The organism is Paenibacillus woosongensis, from assembly GCF_009725165.1.
Lineage (GTDB): Bacteria > Bacillota > Bacilli > Paenibacillales > Paenibacillaceae > Fontibacillus > Fontibacillus woosongensis.
This window is the reverse complement of record NZ_WNZW01000005.1, coordinates 93,554-114,575: the sequence shown is the minus strand read 5'-3', so window position 1 is coordinate 114,575 and position 21,022 is coordinate 93,554. Positions and strand designations below refer to the sequence as shown.

At 51.7% G+C, this 21,022-nt stretch carries 14 protein-coding genes; 5 read left to right on the top strand and 9 right to left on the bottom strand.

The window, feature by feature from the left end; translation table 11 throughout:
• Positions 1 to 52 precede the first annotated feature (52 nt).
• From GNP95_RS14770 to GNP95_RS14745, 6 genes are all read right to left on the bottom strand, one after another.
• Positions 53 to 1,657, bottom strand: a complete 1,605-nt coding sequence (locus GNP95_RS14770) for a response regulator (protein ID WP_155611633.1) — start codon at positions 1,655 to 1,657, stop codon at positions 53 to 55.
• A complete protein-coding gene (locus tag GNP95_RS14765) occupies positions 1,632 to 3,548 on the bottom strand; it encodes a cache domain-containing sensor histidine kinase (protein ID WP_155611632.1) in 1,917 nt (638 codons plus the stop codon). Before GNP95_RS14765 ends, GNP95_RS14770 begins: the two co-directional genes overlap by 26 nt.
• Positions 3,549 to 3,995: 447 nt before the next feature.
• Positions 3,996 to 5,669: an extracellular solute-binding protein gene (locus GNP95_RS14760; RefSeq protein ID WP_155611748.1), complete on the bottom strand. Its 1,674-nt coding sequence runs from the start codon at positions 5,667 to 5,669 to the stop codon at positions 3,996 to 3,998.
• 139 nt (positions 5,670 to 5,808) lie between these two features.
• Positions 5,809 to 6,696, bottom strand: a complete 888-nt coding sequence (locus GNP95_RS14755) for a carbohydrate ABC transporter permease (RefSeq protein WP_155611631.1) — start codon at positions 6,694 to 6,696, stop codon at positions 5,809 to 5,811.
• 18 nt (positions 6,697 to 6,714) lie between these two features.
• Complete coding sequence (locus tag GNP95_RS14750) at positions 6,715 to 7,650, bottom strand: ABC transporter permease (protein ID WP_230873844.1); 936 nt, start codon at positions 7,648 to 7,650, stop codon at positions 6,715 to 6,717.
• Between the two features lie 254 nt (positions 7,651 to 7,904).
• Complete coding sequence (locus GNP95_RS14745) at positions 7,905 to 9,254, bottom strand: glycoside hydrolase family 30 protein (RefSeq protein WP_155611629.1); 1,350 nt, start codon at positions 9,252 to 9,254, stop codon at positions 7,905 to 7,907.
• A 383-nt stretch (positions 9,255 to 9,637) separates the two neighbouring features.
• Between GNP95_RS14745 and GNP95_RS14740 the strand changes: the two genes are divergently transcribed.
• From GNP95_RS14740 to GNP95_RS14725, 4 genes are all read left to right on the top strand, one after another.
• A complete protein-coding gene (locus GNP95_RS14740; protein WP_155611628.1) occupies positions 9,638 to 11,389 on the top strand; it encodes a putative bifunctional diguanylate cyclase/phosphodiesterase in 1,752 nt (583 codons plus the stop codon).
• Between the two features lie 213 nt (positions 11,390 to 11,602).
• Entirely contained in the window at positions 11,603 to 12,946 is a 1,344-nt protein-coding gene (locus tag GNP95_RS14735; protein WP_155611627.1) for an efflux RND transporter periplasmic adaptor subunit, read from the top strand.
• A complete protein-coding gene (locus tag GNP95_RS14730) occupies positions 12,946 to 13,656 on the top strand; it encodes an ABC transporter ATP-binding protein (protein ID WP_155611626.1) in 711 nt (236 codons plus the stop codon). Before GNP95_RS14735 ends, GNP95_RS14730 begins: the two co-directional genes overlap by 1 nt.
• Complete coding sequence (locus tag GNP95_RS14725) at positions 13,653 to 14,825, top strand: ABC transporter permease (RefSeq protein ID WP_155611625.1); 1,173 nt, start codon at positions 13,653 to 13,655, stop codon at positions 14,823 to 14,825. The genes GNP95_RS14730 and GNP95_RS14725 overlap by 4 nt, the downstream gene beginning before the upstream one ends.
• 24 nt (positions 14,826 to 14,849) lie before the next feature.
• Here GNP95_RS14725 and GNP95_RS14720 read toward each other — a convergent pair whose 3' ends face one another.
• Together GNP95_RS14720 and GNP95_RS14715 are read right to left on the bottom strand one after the other, a co-directional pair.
• On the bottom strand, positions 14,850 to 15,848 hold the full coding sequence (locus tag GNP95_RS14720; RefSeq protein ID WP_330163461.1) for a glycosyltransferase: 999 nt from the start codon (positions 15,846 to 15,848) through the stop codon (positions 14,850 to 14,852).
• A complete protein-coding gene (locus tag GNP95_RS14715) occupies positions 15,820 to 16,851 on the bottom strand; it encodes a phosphotransferase (RefSeq protein WP_230873828.1) in 1,032 nt (343 codons plus the stop codon). Before GNP95_RS14715 ends, GNP95_RS14720 begins: the two co-directional genes overlap by 29 nt.
• 191 nt (positions 16,852 to 17,042) lie before the next feature.
• On the opposite strand from GNP95_RS14715, the gene GNP95_RS14710 reads away from it, so the two are divergent.
• Complete coding sequence (locus GNP95_RS14710; protein WP_155611623.1) at positions 17,043 to 17,657, top strand: GNAT family N-acetyltransferase; 615 nt, start codon at positions 17,043 to 17,045, stop codon at positions 17,655 to 17,657.
• Between the two features lie 193 nt (positions 17,658 to 17,850).
• Here GNP95_RS14710 and GNP95_RS14705 read toward each other — a convergent pair whose 3' ends face one another.
• Complete coding sequence (locus GNP95_RS14705; RefSeq protein WP_330163458.1) at positions 17,851 to 20,934, bottom strand: copper amine oxidase N-terminal domain-containing protein; 3,084 nt, start codon at positions 20,932 to 20,934, stop codon at positions 17,851 to 17,853.
• Positions 20,935 to 21,022 lie beyond the last annotated feature (88 nt).

Genomic DNA, 21,022 nt, shown 5'->3' with positions numbered 1-21,022 from the left:
GAGCAACCGGGCGCCGATCACACAGCACGCTATATTGCCGAACCCGCCCTGCTCACGCTTGGCAATGCGGCTGATCCTGACATGACAGCAGCTTTGCCCGGTATTCGAACGGCGATATTCCCTCCAGCTCCTTGAACACGCGAGAGAATTGCTTCGCGGTCTCGAAACCTACAGCCGTACTGATATCTGCAAGCTTAAGCGTATGGTCGTGCAGCAATTGCTTGGCCTTGCGAATTCTTACTTTTTTCAAGTACACGACGAAGCTTTCTCCGGTAAACGCTTTGAAAGCCTCACTGAAATAAGAATAGTTCAAGGACACGTGATTGCTGACGATGGCCATATTCAGGGAGCGATGATAGTTGTCTTCGATATAAGCCACCGCTTCCTTCATATCGCCATGCTCGGAGTGAGCCGAGCGAATGCCCTTGATATACTCGTGCAGGCTGAACAACAGCTGCTCCAAAGATTTGAAATAATCATGAAAATGGCGGAATCGGCTCATCGTACCGACCTTTCGGTACAGCTTAAGCACCTCCACGGATGCTTCCCCATATACACGGAACACTTCGTCCAGAACCTGCTCATTAATCCTCTGACTAATGCGCTCGATATAATGAATATCCAGCTCGGCCAGCTGTTCGCTGTGGAAAATGGCATGCAGCAAAGGACTGATCTCCTTCTCACGATTCGTCCCCAGAATGTTGCCCAGCTTGCGGATTTCCTCCTCCGGTACGGCATAATTCAGCCGCGGCCCCTGAATATCCTGATGCCTGATCAACTGGACATGAGGATAAATAAAGGAATACTGCAATGCCTCCAGCGCTTGGCCATAGCATTTCGGGATATCCTCCAAGTGCTCTCCTACCTCGCTTAACCCGAATAGCAGGCCGCTGAGTCCCTTGCCTTCCGCGATTTGCGCCAGCTCGGCGATTTTCTCGCCGGAGCTGCCGATCAGCACGATCCGGCCCTCCCGGTCGTGGAAAGCCGCATTCAGTGTGAGGCCCGCCACGAACTGCAGCAGTTCCTCGGCCAGCGCCATCAATTCGCCGCGCTTCATTTCGCGCCCATCCTCGTATTTATAGGCTGCAACAGCAACATTAAAGGGAACCGTATAATTCGCAAAATCAATTTCCCGCTCCAGTTCCTGCCGCTCCTGATCGGCAAGCCCGGTCTGCAGCAGCAGCTCCTGCAAACGGCTGGATTGCAGCTTCCGGCGGTAAGACTCCGCCCCAGCGACCGTCTCTGCTAGCCGGGAACGCCGTTCAATGTCCTCCTCGCATTTGCGCAGCGCGACAAACAGCTCATCCCGCCGGATCGGCTTCAGCAAATATTCCTGCGCCTGATATTTGATGGCGGCCCGTGCATATTCGAAATCCTCGTAGCCGCTTAGAATGATAATGTTGGGCTTAAGGCGCTTCTCCCCTAGCAAGTCGGTGTCCGTCTCGCTCAGCTTCTCAATCAAGGCGATTCCATCCATAACAGGCATACGGATATCCGTAATAACAATATCCGCCCCTTCACTGCGGTACAGCGCAAAGGCCTCTTCCCCCTGGGTGGCCATCATGATAGCGTATGAGCCCGGAAATTCGCGCTCAATCATCATTTTCAATCCTAACCGGATATTTTTCTCGTCATCTACGATCAACAGCCTTCTCAATGTCCATCCCCCTCCCTGTTAGCAGCACCTTCGGGATTCTCATCACGACCTTGGCATATTGTCCCTGTACGCTGAAGACCTCCAGACCGTAGGGTTTTCCGTAATAGAGCAATATCCGTTCATGGACGTTTCTGAGACCAATCCCTTCCGTCTTCTCCTCGCTTCGCTCGAAGCCTACCCTTTCCCTTTCCTGTAATCCGACGGCCACAATGCTGGCGTTAATCTGGCTGACAAGAAGTTCATCCATGCCAACTCCGTTATCAGCCACTGTGATGACAACTCCGCTATCCTCCCAATCCCTCACCGTAATCTTAATTTCCCGCCTCTGGCTCCCCCCGTCCGGCCAAGAGTATTTAATGCTATTCTCTACGAGCGGCTGCAGCGACATCTTCAGCACTTCAAGCTCCATAAAATACGGCGGTATGTCCAACGACAGTACTACAGGCTCGTCAAAACGGATATTCATAATTTCGATGTAGTTCTCAATATGACGGATTTCGTCCTTCAGTTTGACATATTCCCCCGTCCATTTGAAGTTGTAGCGCATCATCCCGCCCAGAGAAGTCAGCACATCGGAAATCGTCCGCTGATTCTCGATCTCGGCCAGCATCTTGATGTTCTCCAGCGTATTGTACAGAAAATGCGAATCGATCTGGCTGTACAGCGTCCGTAGCTCCGCCTCCTTCGTGATCGCCTGCTTCCGCACACCCTGAGCGATCAGCTCGTTAATCGTTTGCAGCAATTTATTGAAGTGATGCGCCAGCTCCCCGACCTCTCCGCTCTCTTCAAGGCGTGGAGCTGTCGTATTGAGTTCGCCCCTGCGCACCTTTTTCATCGCATCCGTCAGTCTTCTTAAGCCTTTTAATATCATAGAATTCAAAAAATATGTAATGATGGAGAGCACGAGAATGAGAATAATGTTTGCGGCGATAATTTGCTTCTTCAATTGCGCAATGTGATTGATCGGCTCTTCCATGGATATGACGTTGATCAAGTGAGCCCCAATTCGTTCTACCGGAGAGGCCGCAATCAAATACGACCGGTCATCCACATTGAACCTGCTGGTCTCCTCGCCGCTTTGCTGCAGCCCGGCAAACTGCCGGTGTACTTCCTTCACGAACGCCTCACTGTCGCTGGATATGCTCCGCCGCTGATCCATGAACAGCGTTCCGCTATCGTCCATGATCATCATCTGGTAGTCTACGTCGCCAATGCCTGCAAACGTCTTCGGAGAAAATTCCTTCAGGAGCATTTCAATGCTGATGATGCCGACATGCCTGCCCCCTTCATTGATTTCCCGCAGCAGGGAGATCTTCGGCTGATCCACGTTCGGCTCGGACGTATAACGCTTCATAATGTCCCGGTCGCCGTCCTGGAATACCCACATTTCCGCCCCGCCCAACGCGCTTGCCTCAGCAAACCAGGCCTCCTTCTCAATCCGTTTCTCCTGGAACACAATCGGCCATATTTCCTGAATCAGAGGGTTGTTGCCGAACAGCCGCCAATGTAGAATGCTAGGATTATTAAATTGAATCCGGCTGAAATCAGCAAAGGTTCCCCGCGAAAGCTCCAACAGTTCGATCGTTCCCGGCTCCTCGCTCAGGGTTAAATAATCAATCAATTCCTGATCCAATCTCGTGATCTGCGCTGCGGAGTCCATCACCTCAATCTGCTTCTGGATATGAAATTTCTCCAGCTCCAGCATAAATTGACTCTGCTTCACCGCATCCCGGGTATACGTTTTGCTGATTTCATTAAAGAAATAATTGGAGATAATGATGCTTGGTATCAAAATAATGACGATATATGCGGTGACCAGACGGCTCTGCATCGATCTGCGCTTAAGCCAGAATAGAGCCGGCTGCAAAGCCGAAATTATACGCTGCTTCATCCTCTGCACTTCCTGTTCTGCGCGGAAATACGCTATATAAAATCACTGTCGCATTTGCCAAACTGTCGGTACACTAAGATGCTTACACTGCGGCCGGTACACTAAGACGCATTTATCAAACTATCAGGTACACTAAATGGAATTCTTGTAACTAAATTCACTCTAAGCGAAGCTTTCAGGGGATTAGATGGATTTTACGCACCTAAAATCAAGTATCCAGCCCATGATTGGCCATTTCCCTGCTTTTAACGACATGAAATCCATTTAAATCTGCCTTCCCTTCTCTATTGCAAAAACTAACTGCTACAAATCCATTTATATAAATGGATTTTATCAAAAAGCTGCGGCCTTCTTGCAAAATGCTATAATTCTTGAAAATACGGCCAAAGGGGCCCCCATTCGGCCAAGACCGACATGGGGTACCCCGTAGCAAAACAGGCTATTCAACTATTGAATGAATTCGGCAAGCTTCTTCACATTCTCTTCGAACTTCTGCTGCTTGTATGCCTGAACCTTAGCAAAGCCAAGCTCGTCGCGCTTCTTCAAATAAGCCTCCCAGATTTGATCGAACTCCTCATCCGATTTGGCCAACAGCAGTTTAGGCAATACCTTGCCCCACTCCTGCAGAATTTTCGTATTCATAATGCCTTCGTCGGAATTGCCGACTGGATCGATCTGATCATATTGCGAGAGGCTCACCGTCTTGCCGCGAGTCCAGTCTTCCATTTGCTTGAACGGTTCAACCGCTGGCGGCGCCCAGGCCGGAGTCATGTTCGTATCCATCAGCATCCAGAACGTATGGGAAGCGCCATACTTCTTATCGAACGCGCTGCGGTCGCTGTTCAGCAATTCCTCGACCTCCGGCAGGAACTGATCCTTACCATCGATCGTATCCCAGGTTACGCCTTGCTTCCCGAGGAAAGTATCCCGCTGGCCTTCTTCCGAAATCATGTAATCAAGGAAACGGATGGCCCGCGCTTTGTCCTTCACGTTCTTGGAAATTAAAGTGACCGTCCAGCCGGAAATCGATGGCCCCGCCAGCGTAGGCTGATCCAGGTTGGAGTTCGCCGGACCGTCTACCGCAATATATACGGAATTCGGATCTTCAGCATACAATGCATTTTGCTGGGCCGCTAAATCCGATCTCGAGTACAGCATTGCAAAGTAACGGCCTTGAGCAATTTTCTCCTCCATTTGCGGACGCTTATCGATGAAGACATCCTTAGCCAGCAATCCCATTTCATTGGCTTTACGTATCGTCTTCAGCCATTTTACGAAATCAGGATCGGTGAATCTGTCGTTCAGCTTGCCATCCTTCTCATGAGGCACCGCCAGGAAATTCTGAATGTAATGCTCGAAAGACGCATTGCCCTTCTCGTGGAAATCGTACATACCCAGCGGAATTAGCGGCTGCCCGTTAATGCTCGGGAACATTTTTTTGGCATCATCAAGCGCCTTTAGAAATCCTTCCGGCGTCCGCATGTCCGGGCTGCCCAGCGCTTCATACATATCCTTGCGCACCAGGAATGTCTGCGTCGAAGTCAGGTTATCCCCGAATTTCTTATAGTCCTCAGGCGAGGAGGATGAGTTCGGGTATCCATAAATATTACCGTCCTCCTGCGTATACCACGCAACCTTCGCCGGGTCCGTTACCTTATAGAAATAAGGATCATATTGATCGGCCAGCTCATTGAGCGGCAGCACCAGGCCGCCCTCGATCATTTGCTTGACAGCGTCTTCATACCAGCCCAGCGTAATGAAGTCCGGAAGGTTGCCGGAAGCGATCATCGTATTCATTTTCTCCGCCTCATTACCAGCCGGAACGATGAAGTTTACGTTAACCCCCGTCTTCTCCGTCACGTATTGACTCGTAATATCTACGCCCCATTTGTTCGGGAACCAGGAAAAGTTAATATACCAGTCAAATGTAATCGGCGACGTATCTACTTTCCAGCCCGGATCATTTTCCGTCAATTTCACTTCCTCGGCCGGCTGTTCCCCATTCGGCTGCTCAGCGCCGTTCCCGTTCTTGCCTCCGCCTCCGCTGGAACATGCTGTCGACAAAACTAGCAGCAGCGCGCAGAGAAGCATTGCAAAACTCTTTGTCTTAGGCTTCGCCATCATGCAAGATTACCCCTTTTCTTCACTGAATTAAGTATAATATGACTCTCACTAACGGATCACTATAATTTAGCAAGAGGGACTACCACTTGGAAGCGGAAGGCTTCTGACATCCATTAACTGCCTCCCGCCTTCAGCCTTACCCTTTGATCGAACCAATCATCATCCCCTTAACAAAATAGCGCTGCAGGAATGGGTAGACGAAAACGATCGGCATCGTGGTGACGACCATCGTCGCCAGCTTAATGGATTGCGATGTTACGGTTTTGCCAATGCCACCCGGGATTTGAGCCACCATCTGATTTGAGCTCGACTGGGCCACGACCCTGTATAAATAGGTCTGAATCGGCTGCAAATCCATATTGTTCATGTAAATCACTCCGGTGAAGTAATCATTCCATTGATACACGCCGTGGAACAGTGAGATTGTAGCGATGACCGGCATCGACACCGGAATGATAATTCGGACAAAAATCGACCAATCGTTGGCCCCGTCAATTTCCGCCGCTTCCTCCAGCCCATCCGGAATTTCCCGGAAGAAGGTCATGAAGATGATGAGATCAAAGAAACTGAACATAACCGGAATAATATATACGAGAAAATTGTCCAGCAGGTGTAAATCCTTCATCAGCAGGTAGGTAGGTATCAATCCCCCGCCAAAAAACAGCGTTACCGTACCGATAAAAATATAAATCTTGCCCCCGATCAGCTCCCGCCTGGAGAAGGCATAAGCGACCATCGCCGTAAAAAACACATGGAGGACCGTCCCCAGCAGCGTCTTGGCAACCGTAACGCCCATCGCCGTCATAATGCCAGGATTCCGGAAGACGCCCATATAATTTTCAAAGCTGAATATCCGGGGCCACCAATAAATTCCGCCGCGCATGCCGTCCACGCCCTCGTTCAGCGAGTTTACGACGACATACCAGATCGGGTATAAAGTTACGAAGCATATCAACAGCATTCCAATATTATTCAACAGGTCGAAGAGGGCTTCTCCCTTGGTCTTACGATTGAGACTCAGCATGTCCGCTCGGCTCCTTCTCTAGAAGAGTGATGTATTATTCAGCTTCTTGGTTACGCTGTTCGCGATCAGCAGCAGGATCAGGGCTATCACCGATTTGAACAGACCAACCGCAGTGGAGTAGGAAAAGCGTCCGGACAGCATCCCTGTCTGGTACACATAAATATCGATGACATTGCTGGCGCTCTCGTTGAGAGCGTTGCGCAGCACCAGAATTTGATCGAAATTGGAATTCAGGACGCCGCTGACAGCCAGAATGAACAGGATCGAAATCGTTCCCTTGATCGATGGCAGCGTGACGTACCACATTTTCTGAAACCTTCCCGCCCCGTCAATCGTAGCGGCTTCATACAAATCGGGCGATACGCTGGAGATAGCTGCCAGATAAATAATCGCTGACCAGCCCAGTTCCTTCCAGATATCGGACGTAATGATGATTCCCCAGAAATAGTCCGGCTCGGCAAGATAAGAAATCGGTTCTTTAATCAGGTTGAGCGCCAACAAGATATTGTTGATGATTCCCACGTCCGCCAGCCAAGTCGTCAATATCCCGCCGAGAACGACCCAGGACAGGAAGTGCGGCAAGTAAGATATCGTCTGGATCGCCTTCTTATAGCGAAGCGAGCGTATTTCATTCAGAAATAAGGCAAAGATGATCGGCAGCGGAAAACCGATGATCAGCTTGATCAGGCTGATACCCAGCGTGTTCTTCATGACGTTCACGAAATTATCGTCCTCGAAGAAGGCTTTAAAATGCTCAAGCCCTACCCAAGGCGCCTCGGCAATGGTTCTGATAATTCTGTAATCCTTAAAAGCGATAATGATTCCGTACATCGGTACGTAGTTGAATAGAATGATCCAGGCGATGCCCAGCAGAGCCATCACTTGAATATGCCTTTGCCTGTACAGCTTCCTCAGCCAGTTCCGGCGTGGCGGCTCATGGAGCATATGCTCCATCTTCGACAATGCGGCCGGTTCGGCACTCTGCTCTAGTTCCATAGTTTGACCTCCAAGCTGTTCGTTTCGTTCCTATGCGTTTCCATGAAAGCATTTTCATCCGTTTGAATTTATTGTACGATCTATCCCCTTAGGCCGTAAGGCTTCAGATTTCGTATGAGGGGTCCCAAATTTCGGCCCTAAAAATTCAAAATCCCCTTGCAGCAGCTGGCTAATGATCGCCAGGCCCCGCAAAGAGGGATTTATAGTTCTATCTACTCCTTATGATCGATGACATAAGTGATGATGGAGTGCGGCTCAAGCCGTGCCTCCAGCACCTCAGCTCCCAAGCCAAGCGTAAAGCTCCGCAGCTCCTCGCTTTCATTCATGACAACAACAGCAATCGTCCCATCCGGATTGGCAAACGCCGTGGAGAGCACGCCTGCTGTCCGCGACTCCAAGCCGATGCGTTCCGCTCCCGGAGCGATGAATTTGCTGAAATGACCGATGTAATAATAGGAGCTGTTATAATGGAGCGTATTTGTAACCGTGTCGGCAATGATCGGTGCATCGCACAGATTGTTCACATGGTTCGGTCCGCCCGTCTCATCCAGCACGATATTCCAGTCAAGATAGCCTTCCGTCCAGTTATTCAAATCCCCAATCATGTTCCTGCCATAGCGTTCGCCGGTAAACCATTCCCCCAGCTTCACGCCGCCCTCCTGGCAGCCTTCCGTGAAGAGGAGGCCTTTGTCCGGGAACAAATCATGCACTTTGCCGACATTGTCGAAATCTTCGCTCACATACCAGTGGAAGCCCGTTCCCCAGACGTACTTCGCCGCCTCTGGATCGGACAGCACCACACTTGCACGCTCCACCATAATATCCCGGTTATGATCCCAAATGAGAATGTTCACATCCTGCATACCGGCAGCATGCATCGCAGGGCCTAAATGATCTTTAATGAAATCCCGTTCCTCCTCGGCGCTGTAAATGCAGGAATCCCAGGTCTGAACCGCCGCCGGCTCGTTCTGGACGGTAATTCCCCAAATCGGCACGCCCTCCTCGCGGTACGCTTCGATAAATTTCGTATAGTAACGCGCCCATGCCTCGCGGTATTCCGGCTTAAGCGCTCCTCCATGATTCATATCCCCGTTCGTCTTCATCCAGGCTGGCGGACTCCATGGCGAGGCCAGCATCGTAATATCCCCGCCTCGGGTGCGGACCGCATCCTTAACCAGAGGAAGAACCCATTTACGATCCCTGGATATGTCAAACGTCTTCAGCTCGGTATCGTAATCCTCCACGTAAGTATAGTTCTCCAGAGCGAAGTCACAGCTATGGATATGCACACGGCCGATCGTATAACCGATCCCCTCCTGCGGATCATAATAGCTGCGAATGACCTCCTCCCGTTTATCCGGGCTCATGCGGGACAGCGTATAAGCGGCTGCCTCCGTAAATGCTCCGCCAAATCCCAGGATCCGCTGGTAACGCAAGCCCGGCTGAAGCTCTAAATCGGCACTCTGTCCCTCAGCCTTTGGCTGAAATGACACCTTACCCTGCTCCTTGAGGCGTTCATTCGTTTGCTTGGATGTTACAATGCATTTTGCTTGTCTGGCCATGTCCTACCCACTCCTTGTTTAGTATCATGGAGAAAAGCGCCTACTCCAGGGATAGGGGGCCCTTTCGTATGCGCTTTCAACTTTAAGCTTAAAAACTTGTTTAAATCTTAAAATGAAGCGAATTATCCCGTCAAACCAATACAAAATTTAGTGACCTTACACGAAATTCCGGTCCGTCCGGAAGCTATAACACGGTCCTGCCCCTTTTAAATGTCCAAAGGAATTGAATAAATTCGACAAATAGCTCCATTTTTCCTGATTTTCATATACACTATCCATTGATTTCCTGCACCTTCCGCAATATGATATTTTTAAGGCATAATCCAATATGCTTATTCCATAAGTCCTACATAATTCGCGGTCAACTTGAGGGGGCTAATATATTGAGTCATTCCGGTATCGAATCACTGATCGATTCGGCCACTCTGCTGAGATCTATTGATAAGATGGGGATCGGCCTAGCCATTACCGATCCTAATTTAAAGGATAACCCGCTCGTCTATGTCAATCAGGGCTTTGAAATGATTACCGGATACACTCGCGAAGAAGTGCTCATGCGAAATAGCCGGTTTCTACAAGGCGAAGAGACGGATGAAGCCCATTTGGAGGTTATCCGGCAGGCGATCAAGGAAGGCCGGACCGATACCGTGACGATCAAAAACTACAGAAAAGATGGAAGTACGTTCTGGAACCAGTTCATTATTTGCCCTGTCATTAACTCAGAGGGCGAACCAACCTATTTCATCGGCCTGCAATTCGATGTTACCAAGGAAATGGAAGAACGGGACGCCTCCGAACAAAGAATCAAAATGCTCTCTTATTTCGATCCTCTCACCGGACTGCTGAACAATAACGGCTTCCGGGAAGCGATGAAGAAAGAATTCCAGGCGCCGGAAATGAGTGTCCGCACCGCCGCCGTCATTCGCTTGAACCTGAACCGGTTCCGTTACATCAATGAGAGCTACGGCGAAAGCACCGGCAACGAGCTGCTCAAGGAAGTAGCGCGGAGACTCAAGAATACCTTGGCGGAGGGAACGCCGGTTTGCCGCAGCTTTGCGGATGATTTTATCGTCCTGCTCTCCGGCATCGACGATCCATTGCAGGTTCATGAGACCGCAATTGAGTTGAACGACGTGCTAAGACGGCCATATATTCTCTCTGATGACGAAATCACGCTAGGATTCGGGATGGGAATCAGCCTCTACCCCGACGACGGCTGCGAGTCGGCCGTTCTGCTCAAGCACGCCGAGCTTGCGATGAAGGAAGCCAAAATAGAGGTGCTCAACGGACCGCACTATTTCGATTATTACTTGCTGGATAAGCTGCTGGAGCGGGTCAATATCGAGAAAAAGCTGCCGCGGGCCCTCGCCGAAGGAGAGTTCGAGCTCCATTATCAGCCAAAAATCGACGCTGCTACTAGAGCGCTTACCGGACTAGAGGCCTTGATCCGCTGGAATGATCCCGAACTGGGGCGCATTTCACCTGCCTCGTTTATTCCGATCGCCGAAGATACCGGCTTTATCGTGCAATTGGGAGAATGGGTGCTGTGGGAGGCTTGCCGCACGAATAAAAAATGGCAGGATGCCGGATACCCAAAACTTCCGATCTCGGTGAACGTCTCTGCGGTCCAGTTCCGGCACCCTCATTTTGTACATATGGTCAAGCATGTACTGGAGCAGACTGGACTAGACCCGCAATATTTGGAACTGGAGCTGACGGAGTCGCTCATCAATAATCCGATGATGATTAAGGAAAAGCTCGATTCTCTCAAGGAAAAAGGCATTAGCCTGTCGCTGGACGACTTTGGTACGGGCTATTCCTCTATTTACTATTTGAAGACGTTGCCGTTGCAGGTGCTAAAGATCGATCGGACATTCATCCAGGAAACCCCCTCCTCCCAGCGGGACAGCTCGCTGCTCCGCTCGATTATCGAGCTGGGCAAATCTTTAGGTATGACCGTGCTGGCGGAAGGCGTTGAGACCGAGGAGCAGTTCAAATTCCTGCAGGAAATCGGCTGCGATCAAATTCAAGGCTTTTATTACAGCCGGCCGCTGGATGAACAGGCTGCCGAACAGCTGCTAAGAACGGCAACCTGCAGGGAAGATCTGGTGCTTCATGAATCAACATGCAAATAAATGCCTGAAAGGCTTAGACGGCTTATTGCGAAATCGTACGAGCGATTTTAGCAATAAGCCTTTTTTGCGTTGTTTGCCCGCGCCGCCGCTTACCATACTTTCAGCAAACATTCAGTTTGAATTAAGCTTTGTTTCATTTACGCTCTGTAAACTATTCTTGAAGTTGTCTAATTTTAGAATCTACATAACTTTAAAGAAAGTTGGAATGGCCTGATGAAGAAAAAATGGCTATGGCTCGTCCTTGGAGTAGCTGCCATCCTGATCATTGCATCCGTGCTTTACATCATATTGGCGAAAGACAAGCAAGCCCAGCAACCCGCTATGGAACAGAGCACAGCCCGGGTTGCCAAAGGAGATATTCTCGTTAGCGTCTCCGGAGCCGGCAGCATTATTTCCACGGAAGAGGAGACAGTACGTACAAAAGACGAAGGCGTCGTTGCCGAAGTGAAGGTCAAGGAGGGCGATGTCGTCCAAAAGGGACAGACGCTGCTAACCTTTGAGGACAATGATCTCAGCGACAGCATTGCCGCCAAGGAGTCCTCCCTGGAAAACGAGCAGCTGAATCTGGAGGAGTTGCAGGACAGGTACAAACGTGAAGTTTACGACGGAGGAACCGAAGAGTCGCTAGCCTCTATCAAGCTGTCCATCACCAAACAGGAGAAAAGCATCCAGACGATTAAGGATGAGATCGCCTCGCTGAAGGAAGATATGATGGCCCCGGACCCGTTAACCGCACCGATCGACGGAACGATAACGGCGGTCCATATTTCTTCAGGCGAGCGGGCGAAGGAAGGGAATGAACTCTTTACCCTTATTGATTATCAAGCGCTAAGCGCGACCGTCAGCATCGATGAGCTGGATATCCCCAAGGTGCAAACAGGCATGCGGGCCGAGGTCAAGCTGGATGCTATCCCTAGCCAGACCTTTGCGGGCGTCGTTACCGGCATTGCCAACGAAGGAAAAGCGTCCGGAGGGGTGTCGCTGTTTGATGTAACCGTGAAGCTGGATAAGTCAGAAGGCATCCGCGCAGGGATGTCGGCGGAGGTCACCATTATTCTGGAAGAGAAAACGGGTGTGCTGACCTTGCCTATCGAGGCTGTGCAGCGGTTCGGAGAAGACTATATGGTCATCCTTCCTTCCGCTGGCAAGACGGCTTCCAGCCTAGAAGCGCCGGCTAGTACGGGGCGGAGCAAACCGAATTCGAATGTATCGTCACCTGAACCAGAGCAGCAGGAGCAGCAAGGACGACAAGAACAACAGGGACAACAGGCACAGCAAGGAAGCAGCGGAAGCCCGGCAGGAAGACAGATGCAGAAGGTCGAGGTCGGAGTTCATGACGAGACTCGCATTGAAATTGTGAGCGGGCTGCAGGAAGGCGATGAGGTCGTCATTCCGACGGTCCGAAGATCCGCTTCCTCCAACAATCAAGCTGGACAGCAAATGCTGCCTGGCGGCAGCATGCCGGGTGCAGGTTTCGGCGGAATGGGCGGAATCATGCCTGGCGAAGGCACGTCCGGCGGCGGAGGAGCTATGCGCAGAAGCGGAGGCGGCTTCTAATGACATTGACCGTGCAATTACCGCTACCGTTAATCGAAGTCAAAGATCTCGGCCACGGCTATATCATGGCGGGAGAAATGATGCCGGTGCTGCAGAACATTTCTTTTACCATCCATCATGGTGAATTTGTCGCCATCATCGGACCTTCCGGGTCGGGTAAATCCACCCTGATGAATATGCTGGGCTGCCTTGATATTGCAAACGAAGGTCACTACCTGCTGGATGGGCAGGATGTCCGTGAACTGTCCGACAACAAACTGGCGCAAATCCGCAATGAGAAGATCGGCTTCATCTTTCAGCAGTATAATCTGCTGCCCAAATTATCCGCCTTCGAGAATGTAGAGCTGCCGCTTATTTACCGCAACGTCCCCTACAAGGAACGGCGCAGGGCCGCCGAGGAGTCGCTGCGGCTCGTTGGACTCGAGGATCGCATGCACAACCGACCTTCGGCATTATCAGGCGGCCAGCAGCAGCGCGTAGCGATCGCCCGGGCCATTGCAGGCAAGCCGCCGATGCTGCTGGCCGATGAGCCGACAGGAGCGCTCGACAGCAAGACAGGCGCCGAGGTGATGGCCAAGATGCAGGAGCTCAACCGGCTGGGTCATACGATTATCATCATCACTCACGACCTGAGCATTGCCGAGCAGGCCAAACGCCTCATCCGGATCATGGACGGCAAAATCGTCGAAGATCGGGGGAATGAGCCTTGAATATTTACCAGTCCATCAAAATGGCCTTTAAAAGCATAGCAGGCAACAAAACGCGTTCTTTCCTGACGATGCTGGGCATCATTATCGGCGTATCCTCCGTAATTACGCTGGTTTCGGTCGGCCAGGGCACGACGTCCTCCATCACCAAGCAGCTCCAAGGGCTCGGCACCGACCTGCTTACCGTTAATATTATGGGCCGCGGGGCGACCACTTCGCTAAGCTATGAAGAAGTGATGGAATTAAAGGAGATCAGCGGGGTGAAAGCCGTCTCCCCGGTCATTTCCGGGAATGCAACGGTGAAGAAAGGAACCATAAACGATACGTATGCGGTGGAAGGCATTACGCCAGCCTACGAGGAGGTGAAGAATTTCCACGTCCAATCCGGACGCTACATTCTGGATATCGATAATGAATACCGGATGAAGGTAGCTGTGATCGGCTCCGAGGTGGCCAGCGATTTTTTTGGAACCAATGATCCGGTGGGTCAGACGCTGCAATTAAACGGGGTAAGCTTCAAAATCGTTGGCCTGCTGGAGACGATCGGCACTAGCGCAACGGGCTCCAATGACGATAAAATTCTCATTCCGATTTCGACGGCCGAACGGTTCCTGCAAAGCCGGGGCATTCGTTCCTTCACCGTCCAGGCGGATTCGACCGAGCTCGTCTCTAGCACACAGGAGCAGCTGAAGGCCTGGCTGGACGAGAAGTTCATGTATGCCGACAATGCGTACAGCGTCTTCAGCGCCCAGGAGATGATGGACACGCTGAATTCGACCACGCAGATGCTCTCGCTGGCCTTGGGAGGAATCGCAGGCATTTCCCTGCTCGTCGGCGGAATCGGCATTATGAATATCATGCTTGTCTCCGTCAGCGAACGAACGCGGGAAATCGGCGTGCGCAAAGCGATCGGCGCCAAGAAGCGAGATATCCTGCTCCAGTTCCTGATCGAATCTACCGCGCTAAGCGGCTTTGGCGGCCTGATTGGCGTCGCGCTAGGTTATGGAGCCAGCGCCCTGATCGCCAGCATGTCGACCTTGAGTACCGAGGTATCCATGTCGATTGTGGCCATCTCCTTCAGCTTCTCGCTGTGCATCGGCATCGTATTCGGCGTGATTCCGGCCAACAAAGCAGCCAAGCTGCGGCCCATTTACGCTTTACGCACCGACTAGCCCATAAGATGATACTGGAATAGATTATTTTAACCATCCATCAAAAAACTGGCGATACCCTTCCTTCATCACCGTGCTCGAAAATTTGCCAAAAGCATATTCGCGGTTATCCAGGGAATGGGAGTACGGCGAATCCAGCGCCATATTGACCAGCTCGAACCAGTTGTGCTCATTCCCGGCGAAGGCATGCCGCGAGCTGATATGGTCATAACAGGGATGCTCCGGCTTGACGACGATTTTGCCCATGGCCAGCGCTTCTGTCAGCGGCATCGCAAAAGTATCGAATTTGGAGCAGCTCCAGTATACTTTGGCTGAATTCATCAGCTGAAAAATCTCGGCCTGCGACAAAGCAAACTGCAGCTTGACGTTGTCCGGAATATCATATTTTTTCATACTTTCCCGGTAACGCTCGCCGCCGAATACCATGTACACTTCCCGGTCCGGATTGCGCCGGGCATATTCCAGTACCAGGTCCGGCCGGCGGTTCTCCTCGTCCCGGCCGATCCACAGCACGCGGTTATGCACGATCGCACCCGGATCGAAATAACGATTCGCCAGCTCCTCGCTGAAGCCGATCGGGATCACATCGACATCGGTAACGCCAAACACGCTGTCCAGCTGCTGTTTCAGGAACTCGGTCTGCACGATAGCCTTGTCCACGATACTGTAGAAAGGCTTCATCATTTCGTACCCTGTTAAGGCCGGATCCGGGAAGCTGTGCGGAAACAGAACGCTGTTCTTGATAAACATCTTCAAATAAGTGAATCCCGATACCGTAAAGATGACATGCTCGATCCCTTGGGCATAAATTTGGTCAAGTACGATGTCGTAGTTGACCAAATCTCCTTTCTCATGTTCGTAGCCGGGAATCCAGTCATGACCGCTGACATGGCGCTCCGGCGAAATAAAGATAATTTCCACTCCAAGCTCAGCCCCCAAAGCCTGGAGGCGCTCTGCAAATACGCGCGGCCCCTGGGCTTCGGCAAACTGGATTTTACGCATAACTAGTCCGACCTTTTTCACTGGCATGCTGTCCTTTCTGTGTAATTTTGCTCCAGCAATCGTACAAGCTGGCCTTTACCTCGCTCCGTTGAGCCAGAAGCTCGGCTTTGGACCAGACGCCTCCACCCTGCCGCAGATCATTCGCAATCAGCATCAGCATCCATAGCGAGAATACCGCCGCAAACAGGCTGTACGTTTCCATGAATGTCTCCTCGTCCTCCCACGGTTTGCCGTAATAAGCAGATTGCTTCAAGTAGTACCGCAATATCCGCTCGCGGTAAGCCAGCGTCATCTGCTTGGGATACCGGGGGTGCGACATATCGATCAGATAATATAAATCCCAGAAGGGAACGTTCAAATGGGCGTGCTCCCAGTCCAGAATGTACAGCTCACCGCTCTCCGTAACTGTGTAATTGCCGAGGTGCAGATCCCCATGCGACAGTACCTTCGCTTCCTCCGCCCAAAGACCAGCTCCCGCTTGATCCATGCTACACAGAATATCATCAACACATCTGCGAGGCAGTCCCGCTGCTTCCAAAGCAAGCTCCGCCTCATCCCTTCGCTCGGACAGGTCAGCAGCCAGCTGCCGCAGCCCCGGCTTCTGCCCCGTATCCGGGACATCGCCCCAATGCTCGGGCGGATAAGAATGCCACCAGGCCATCTGTTTAGCCACAAGCAGGGCATGCCCGACGTCGAAGCGATGGCTGATCGTCCCTAAATCCTCGAAGATGCCCCAGCCTGCCTCGCCCCGGCCAGGCGCAGAACACGCAATCAGCTGCGGATATATAGGCGGGAAGGAGGATAGGACATGCTCGTACACCCAGACCTCGCGATCCCCGTTCCCTTCATGGGTTACCGGCTTGAATACATAGCTTCGTTCGGGAGAGGCATAGAAGCGCTCTACGAACTTGCCGTTCATGCCCTGGTACAGCTGTTCCCTTTTCCACACATAGCGGTCATTAAGCTCGCCGCTCTCGGATACATATATAAGAACATCGTTCGGCTCCTGCATATTGTTCATCATGTTACCTTTCGGGTACAAGTTTATTATTGTAAGGGTACTAACCTTAGGTTTGATTGTCAAACGACAGGTTTCGATGAAAAAAACAGGGGTTTGCAATCCGTCTCAAGAAGCGATTATGGCAATCATCGGTTATAATATATAGGATATGGATACTAGGACCGCAGAATAATGATGTGCCAAGGAGGATCACCATGTTTGACCGCTTCCCCGCCCTATCCACCGAGCGGCTTCAATTGCGAGAAGTGACGCTGGAGGATATGGAGGCGGCTGCAGAGCTGTATGGAAATTCCGTAATGATGAAGACTCGCCAGGGGCCTGAGAAGCATCTGGACATTCAGGCGAGCAAGGATTCCCGCAGAACGGCGGTTCCAGAACGGGAGACCGCTGCACACCGCATACAGGAATGGTTTATGACTCCCTATCAGGAGCAGAAGGGAATTCGCTTCGGCATTTATTTAAAAAACAGCAACCGGCTGATCGGATCCTGCGGTTTTTACCGCTGGAACAAAGCTCATTATAAGGCAGAGCTCGTATTTGATATTCATTCCGAGTACCGCAAGCGAGGCTTGCTTAAAGAGGCGTTAAACGCGCTTATTGCCTTTGGATTCGATTCTATGAAGCTGAACCGGATCGAAGCACGGATCGAAGGAGGCAACCAGCCCGCCCAACGCACACTGCTCTCGCTAGGCTTCCGCCACGAGGGCATCGAGCGCGAGTCCGAATTCGAAGACGGCAAATTCATTGATATCGCCTGCTTTAGCTTATTAAAAGGCGATGGCCCGCCGCCCGTACATCTTGTGAAGTGACGAGCCGTCCAAATCAGCGCATACGCAAAGAACCTGAGGCATTGCCTCAGGTTCTTTCTTTATTTGTTGCGCTCAGCCATGATGAGCTTTTGCCGTAACGCGCTAATACTTTCGATAGCTGCGCCAACACTTTCAGAACTCCTGCCTGTTATTATTGGAAAGCCGCTCTTGCTTTCGCAGTCCATTCTACCGCTTAAGGATTGGCAATCGTCAGGGCTGCGGAGTTGGATGGATCGGACAATCGGTTCAGGGTAGCGTTCGTTCCGTCAGCAATGGACAGTACATAGGCTTGGTAAGCCGTGCCTGCTGTAATCGCATTGCCGGAGGCGTCCACATCGGCCTCCGTAAATGTCACAATCGGCGTTCCGCCTTTGCCGACGGTTCTATACAAGCTCGACTCCAATCCGCTCGCCCGAGACTCGTTCATGGCCTCGCCTGCCGGAACAAGCAGGACCGCATACGAGGAAATGCCGTTCTCGTTCGCAGGCTTGGTGAAGCTGACGATAAGGCTTGCGGAATTGCCGTCCGCCGAAACGCTGACCCCCGTTGCCGAAGGAGCAGCAGGATCAACGGCCGCCAGGCGGATTTCACCGGATGGACCGGCCAGAGCGTTCAAGGAAGCCGTACTGCTCTTGGATACGGACAGAACGTATACCCGGTAGGCTTCGCCCGTCTTCAGCCCGTTGCCGTTCACGTCGCGCGTGGAAGCCGTCAAAGCCTGGGAGACATCTCTGCCTGCCGAGACCACGGTATAGTTAGGCGATCTCACTGCGTTAGCCTCTTCCTTGCCGAAATATTGGCTTGCCGGCACAACCAGGATGCGATGCTCGGCGATATTGTTCTCTGCGGTTGATCTTGTGAAGTTGACGACAATGTCCCGTCCGTCGCCATGATTCCCATTGACCGTCGTAGACAAGTTCCCGACCGGTGTTACCGCACTGTTGCCGCTAAGCGTAATTGCCGCGGAAGCAGCAGACAATGCGCTTGAGCTTGCGGAGCCGTCATAGCCTACTGAGAGCACGAACACGCGATAGCTTACGCCGTTGCGAATGGCCGCTCCGTCCACATCCCGCGCGTTATAAGGAAGCGTAAAGCTCAAGTAGGATCCGGCTTTGTCGACGCGGGTATAGTTTGCTGCGGAAACCCCGAGCGCTTTAGAAGCATTAAAGCTGCCTGCATTCGCGGCTTTGACCACATAGACGCGGTAATGGCTAATATTCGATTCATCGGAAGCGCGGGTGAACGATACCTGCAGATCCCGGCCATCGTTATTGTCATTCACGTCTTGTACATCCAGGCCGCTTATGGCGCCAATATTATAGTTGTTGCTCAGCGTAATCGCGGAGGATGGCCCAGTCAGCGCGTTGTTGCCCGCATAGCTGCCGCTGCCTACCGACAGCACGAACACCCGGTAGCTGACCCCGTTGCGGATGGCCGCACCGTCAACATCTCTTGCGCCAGAGGACAGAGCCTGCGTTACATAGCTGTTGCCGCCTTTGTTAATTTGCGTATAGTTCTCTCTGGACACGGCGTTCGCTTTCGCCAGATCGAACTTGCCCGCATTAGAAGCCTTGACAACAAGGACGCGGTAATGGCTCAGATTGGATTCATCCGAAGCACGGTTGAACGATACCAGCAGGTCGCGGCCGTCATTGTAGTCGCTGACATCGCTGACGTTCAGATTCGAAACCTTGCCTACACTGTAATTGTTAAGCAGCGTAATAGCATAGGACGGGCTGGACAGCGCATTGTTGCCTGCATAAGCGCCGCTGCCTACCGCCATCACGAACACCCGGTAGCTGACCCCGTTGCGGATGGTCGCACCGTCTACGTCCCTTGCCCCTGAAGGCAAGTTACGATTAAAGTTATAGCCGTCTTTGTTCCATTCGGTATAATTCGAGCTGGACACATTGTTGGCCTTCGTCAGATTAAAAGAACCGTAATCGCTGGCTTTCACGACGAACACGCGGTAGCCGCTAATTTTGGATTCATCCGCCAGCTTCGTGAAGCTGATGCGCAGGTCGCGGCCATCCCCATAATCGCTTTCATCAAGCACCTGCGTAATCACTGGTGCCGCTACCGATCCCGTGCTCAGCGTGATCGAAGACGATGCGGAAGACAGCTTATGTGCTGCGCTGCCCGTATTGCTGCTGATCGACTGTACGAATACGGTATAAGGCACACCGTTCCTGATATAGTCCCCGGCAGAATCTCTTACGCTTGAGCTTAATGCTGTAGACAACGTGCTGTTCGATGTTTTGTTGACAACGGTGTAATATTGGCTGGACAGCCCGTTCGCCGTGGCAAGATCGAACTTGCTTGCATCCTTCGTCTTCACGACAAAGATACGGTAGCTGGAAATATCGCTATCCTTGGAAGGTCTCGTAAAGGTTACATACAGATCTCGTCCGTCTCCATAGTCGCTAACATCGGTGACCCTTAAATTCGACACCGCCGCCACCGAATTTTTGGTGCCCAGCGTTATAGAGGACGATGGGTAGGACAGGGCGCTAGCCAAGTTACCCTTGCCGACCGAAACTACGTACACTGCGTAGGATTGGCCTGCCTTGATCAAATCCCCTTCAACGTCACGGGATTGCGACGTCAATGTAATTGTCGGATCGATGCTTCCGACTGCTACGCTTGTATAGTTGGCAGAAGGTACCTTCAGGGCAGAGGCCAGATTAAATCCGGACGTTTTGTTCGCCTTAACGACCATTACCCGGTAGTGGTCGATGGAGGACTGATTCGAAGCCCGCGAGAAGCTGATCTGCATATCCCGGCCATCCCCGTTGTCGGCGATATCTTTGGCCGATACGTATGTGACAGGATCGGCTGACACCGGATTGCTGTTCGTTGTAATATACACGGTCTTACTGGATGCATCCCACACGACATCCTCGCCTAGAGCTTCGCTGACGAAGCGGACCGGAACCAGCGTTCTTCCCTGGAGAATCTGCGCAGGTACGTCAAGGCTCAACGTTTGGTTGTTGACCGTGGCTGTTCTGGCATTAATCTTTAGTACGACGGTCGTGCCATCTTTCCAGGCGGACACGGTCTTCGTCTTATTATTCCAGTCTACCTCTGCATCCAGCGCCTCAAAAATAGCGCGCAGGGGCAGCATGGCCCGGCTTCCAACCAGAACCGGCGCTTGATCCGTCGGCAGTTTGACCCCGTTAATATAAATGCTGATGGCTTGTGCTGCTTGAGCTGGTGTTTGTAATACTAATGGAAAAATTAAGAGTGCTGATAGTATAGTAGCCCAAATTTTCCTCACATGCTTAACCTCCTATGTCTTGGTATATATTTCTTACCCATGTTGGCATCGCCTTGACTATTTGACGTGTCTGGACGAGCAAAAGTTT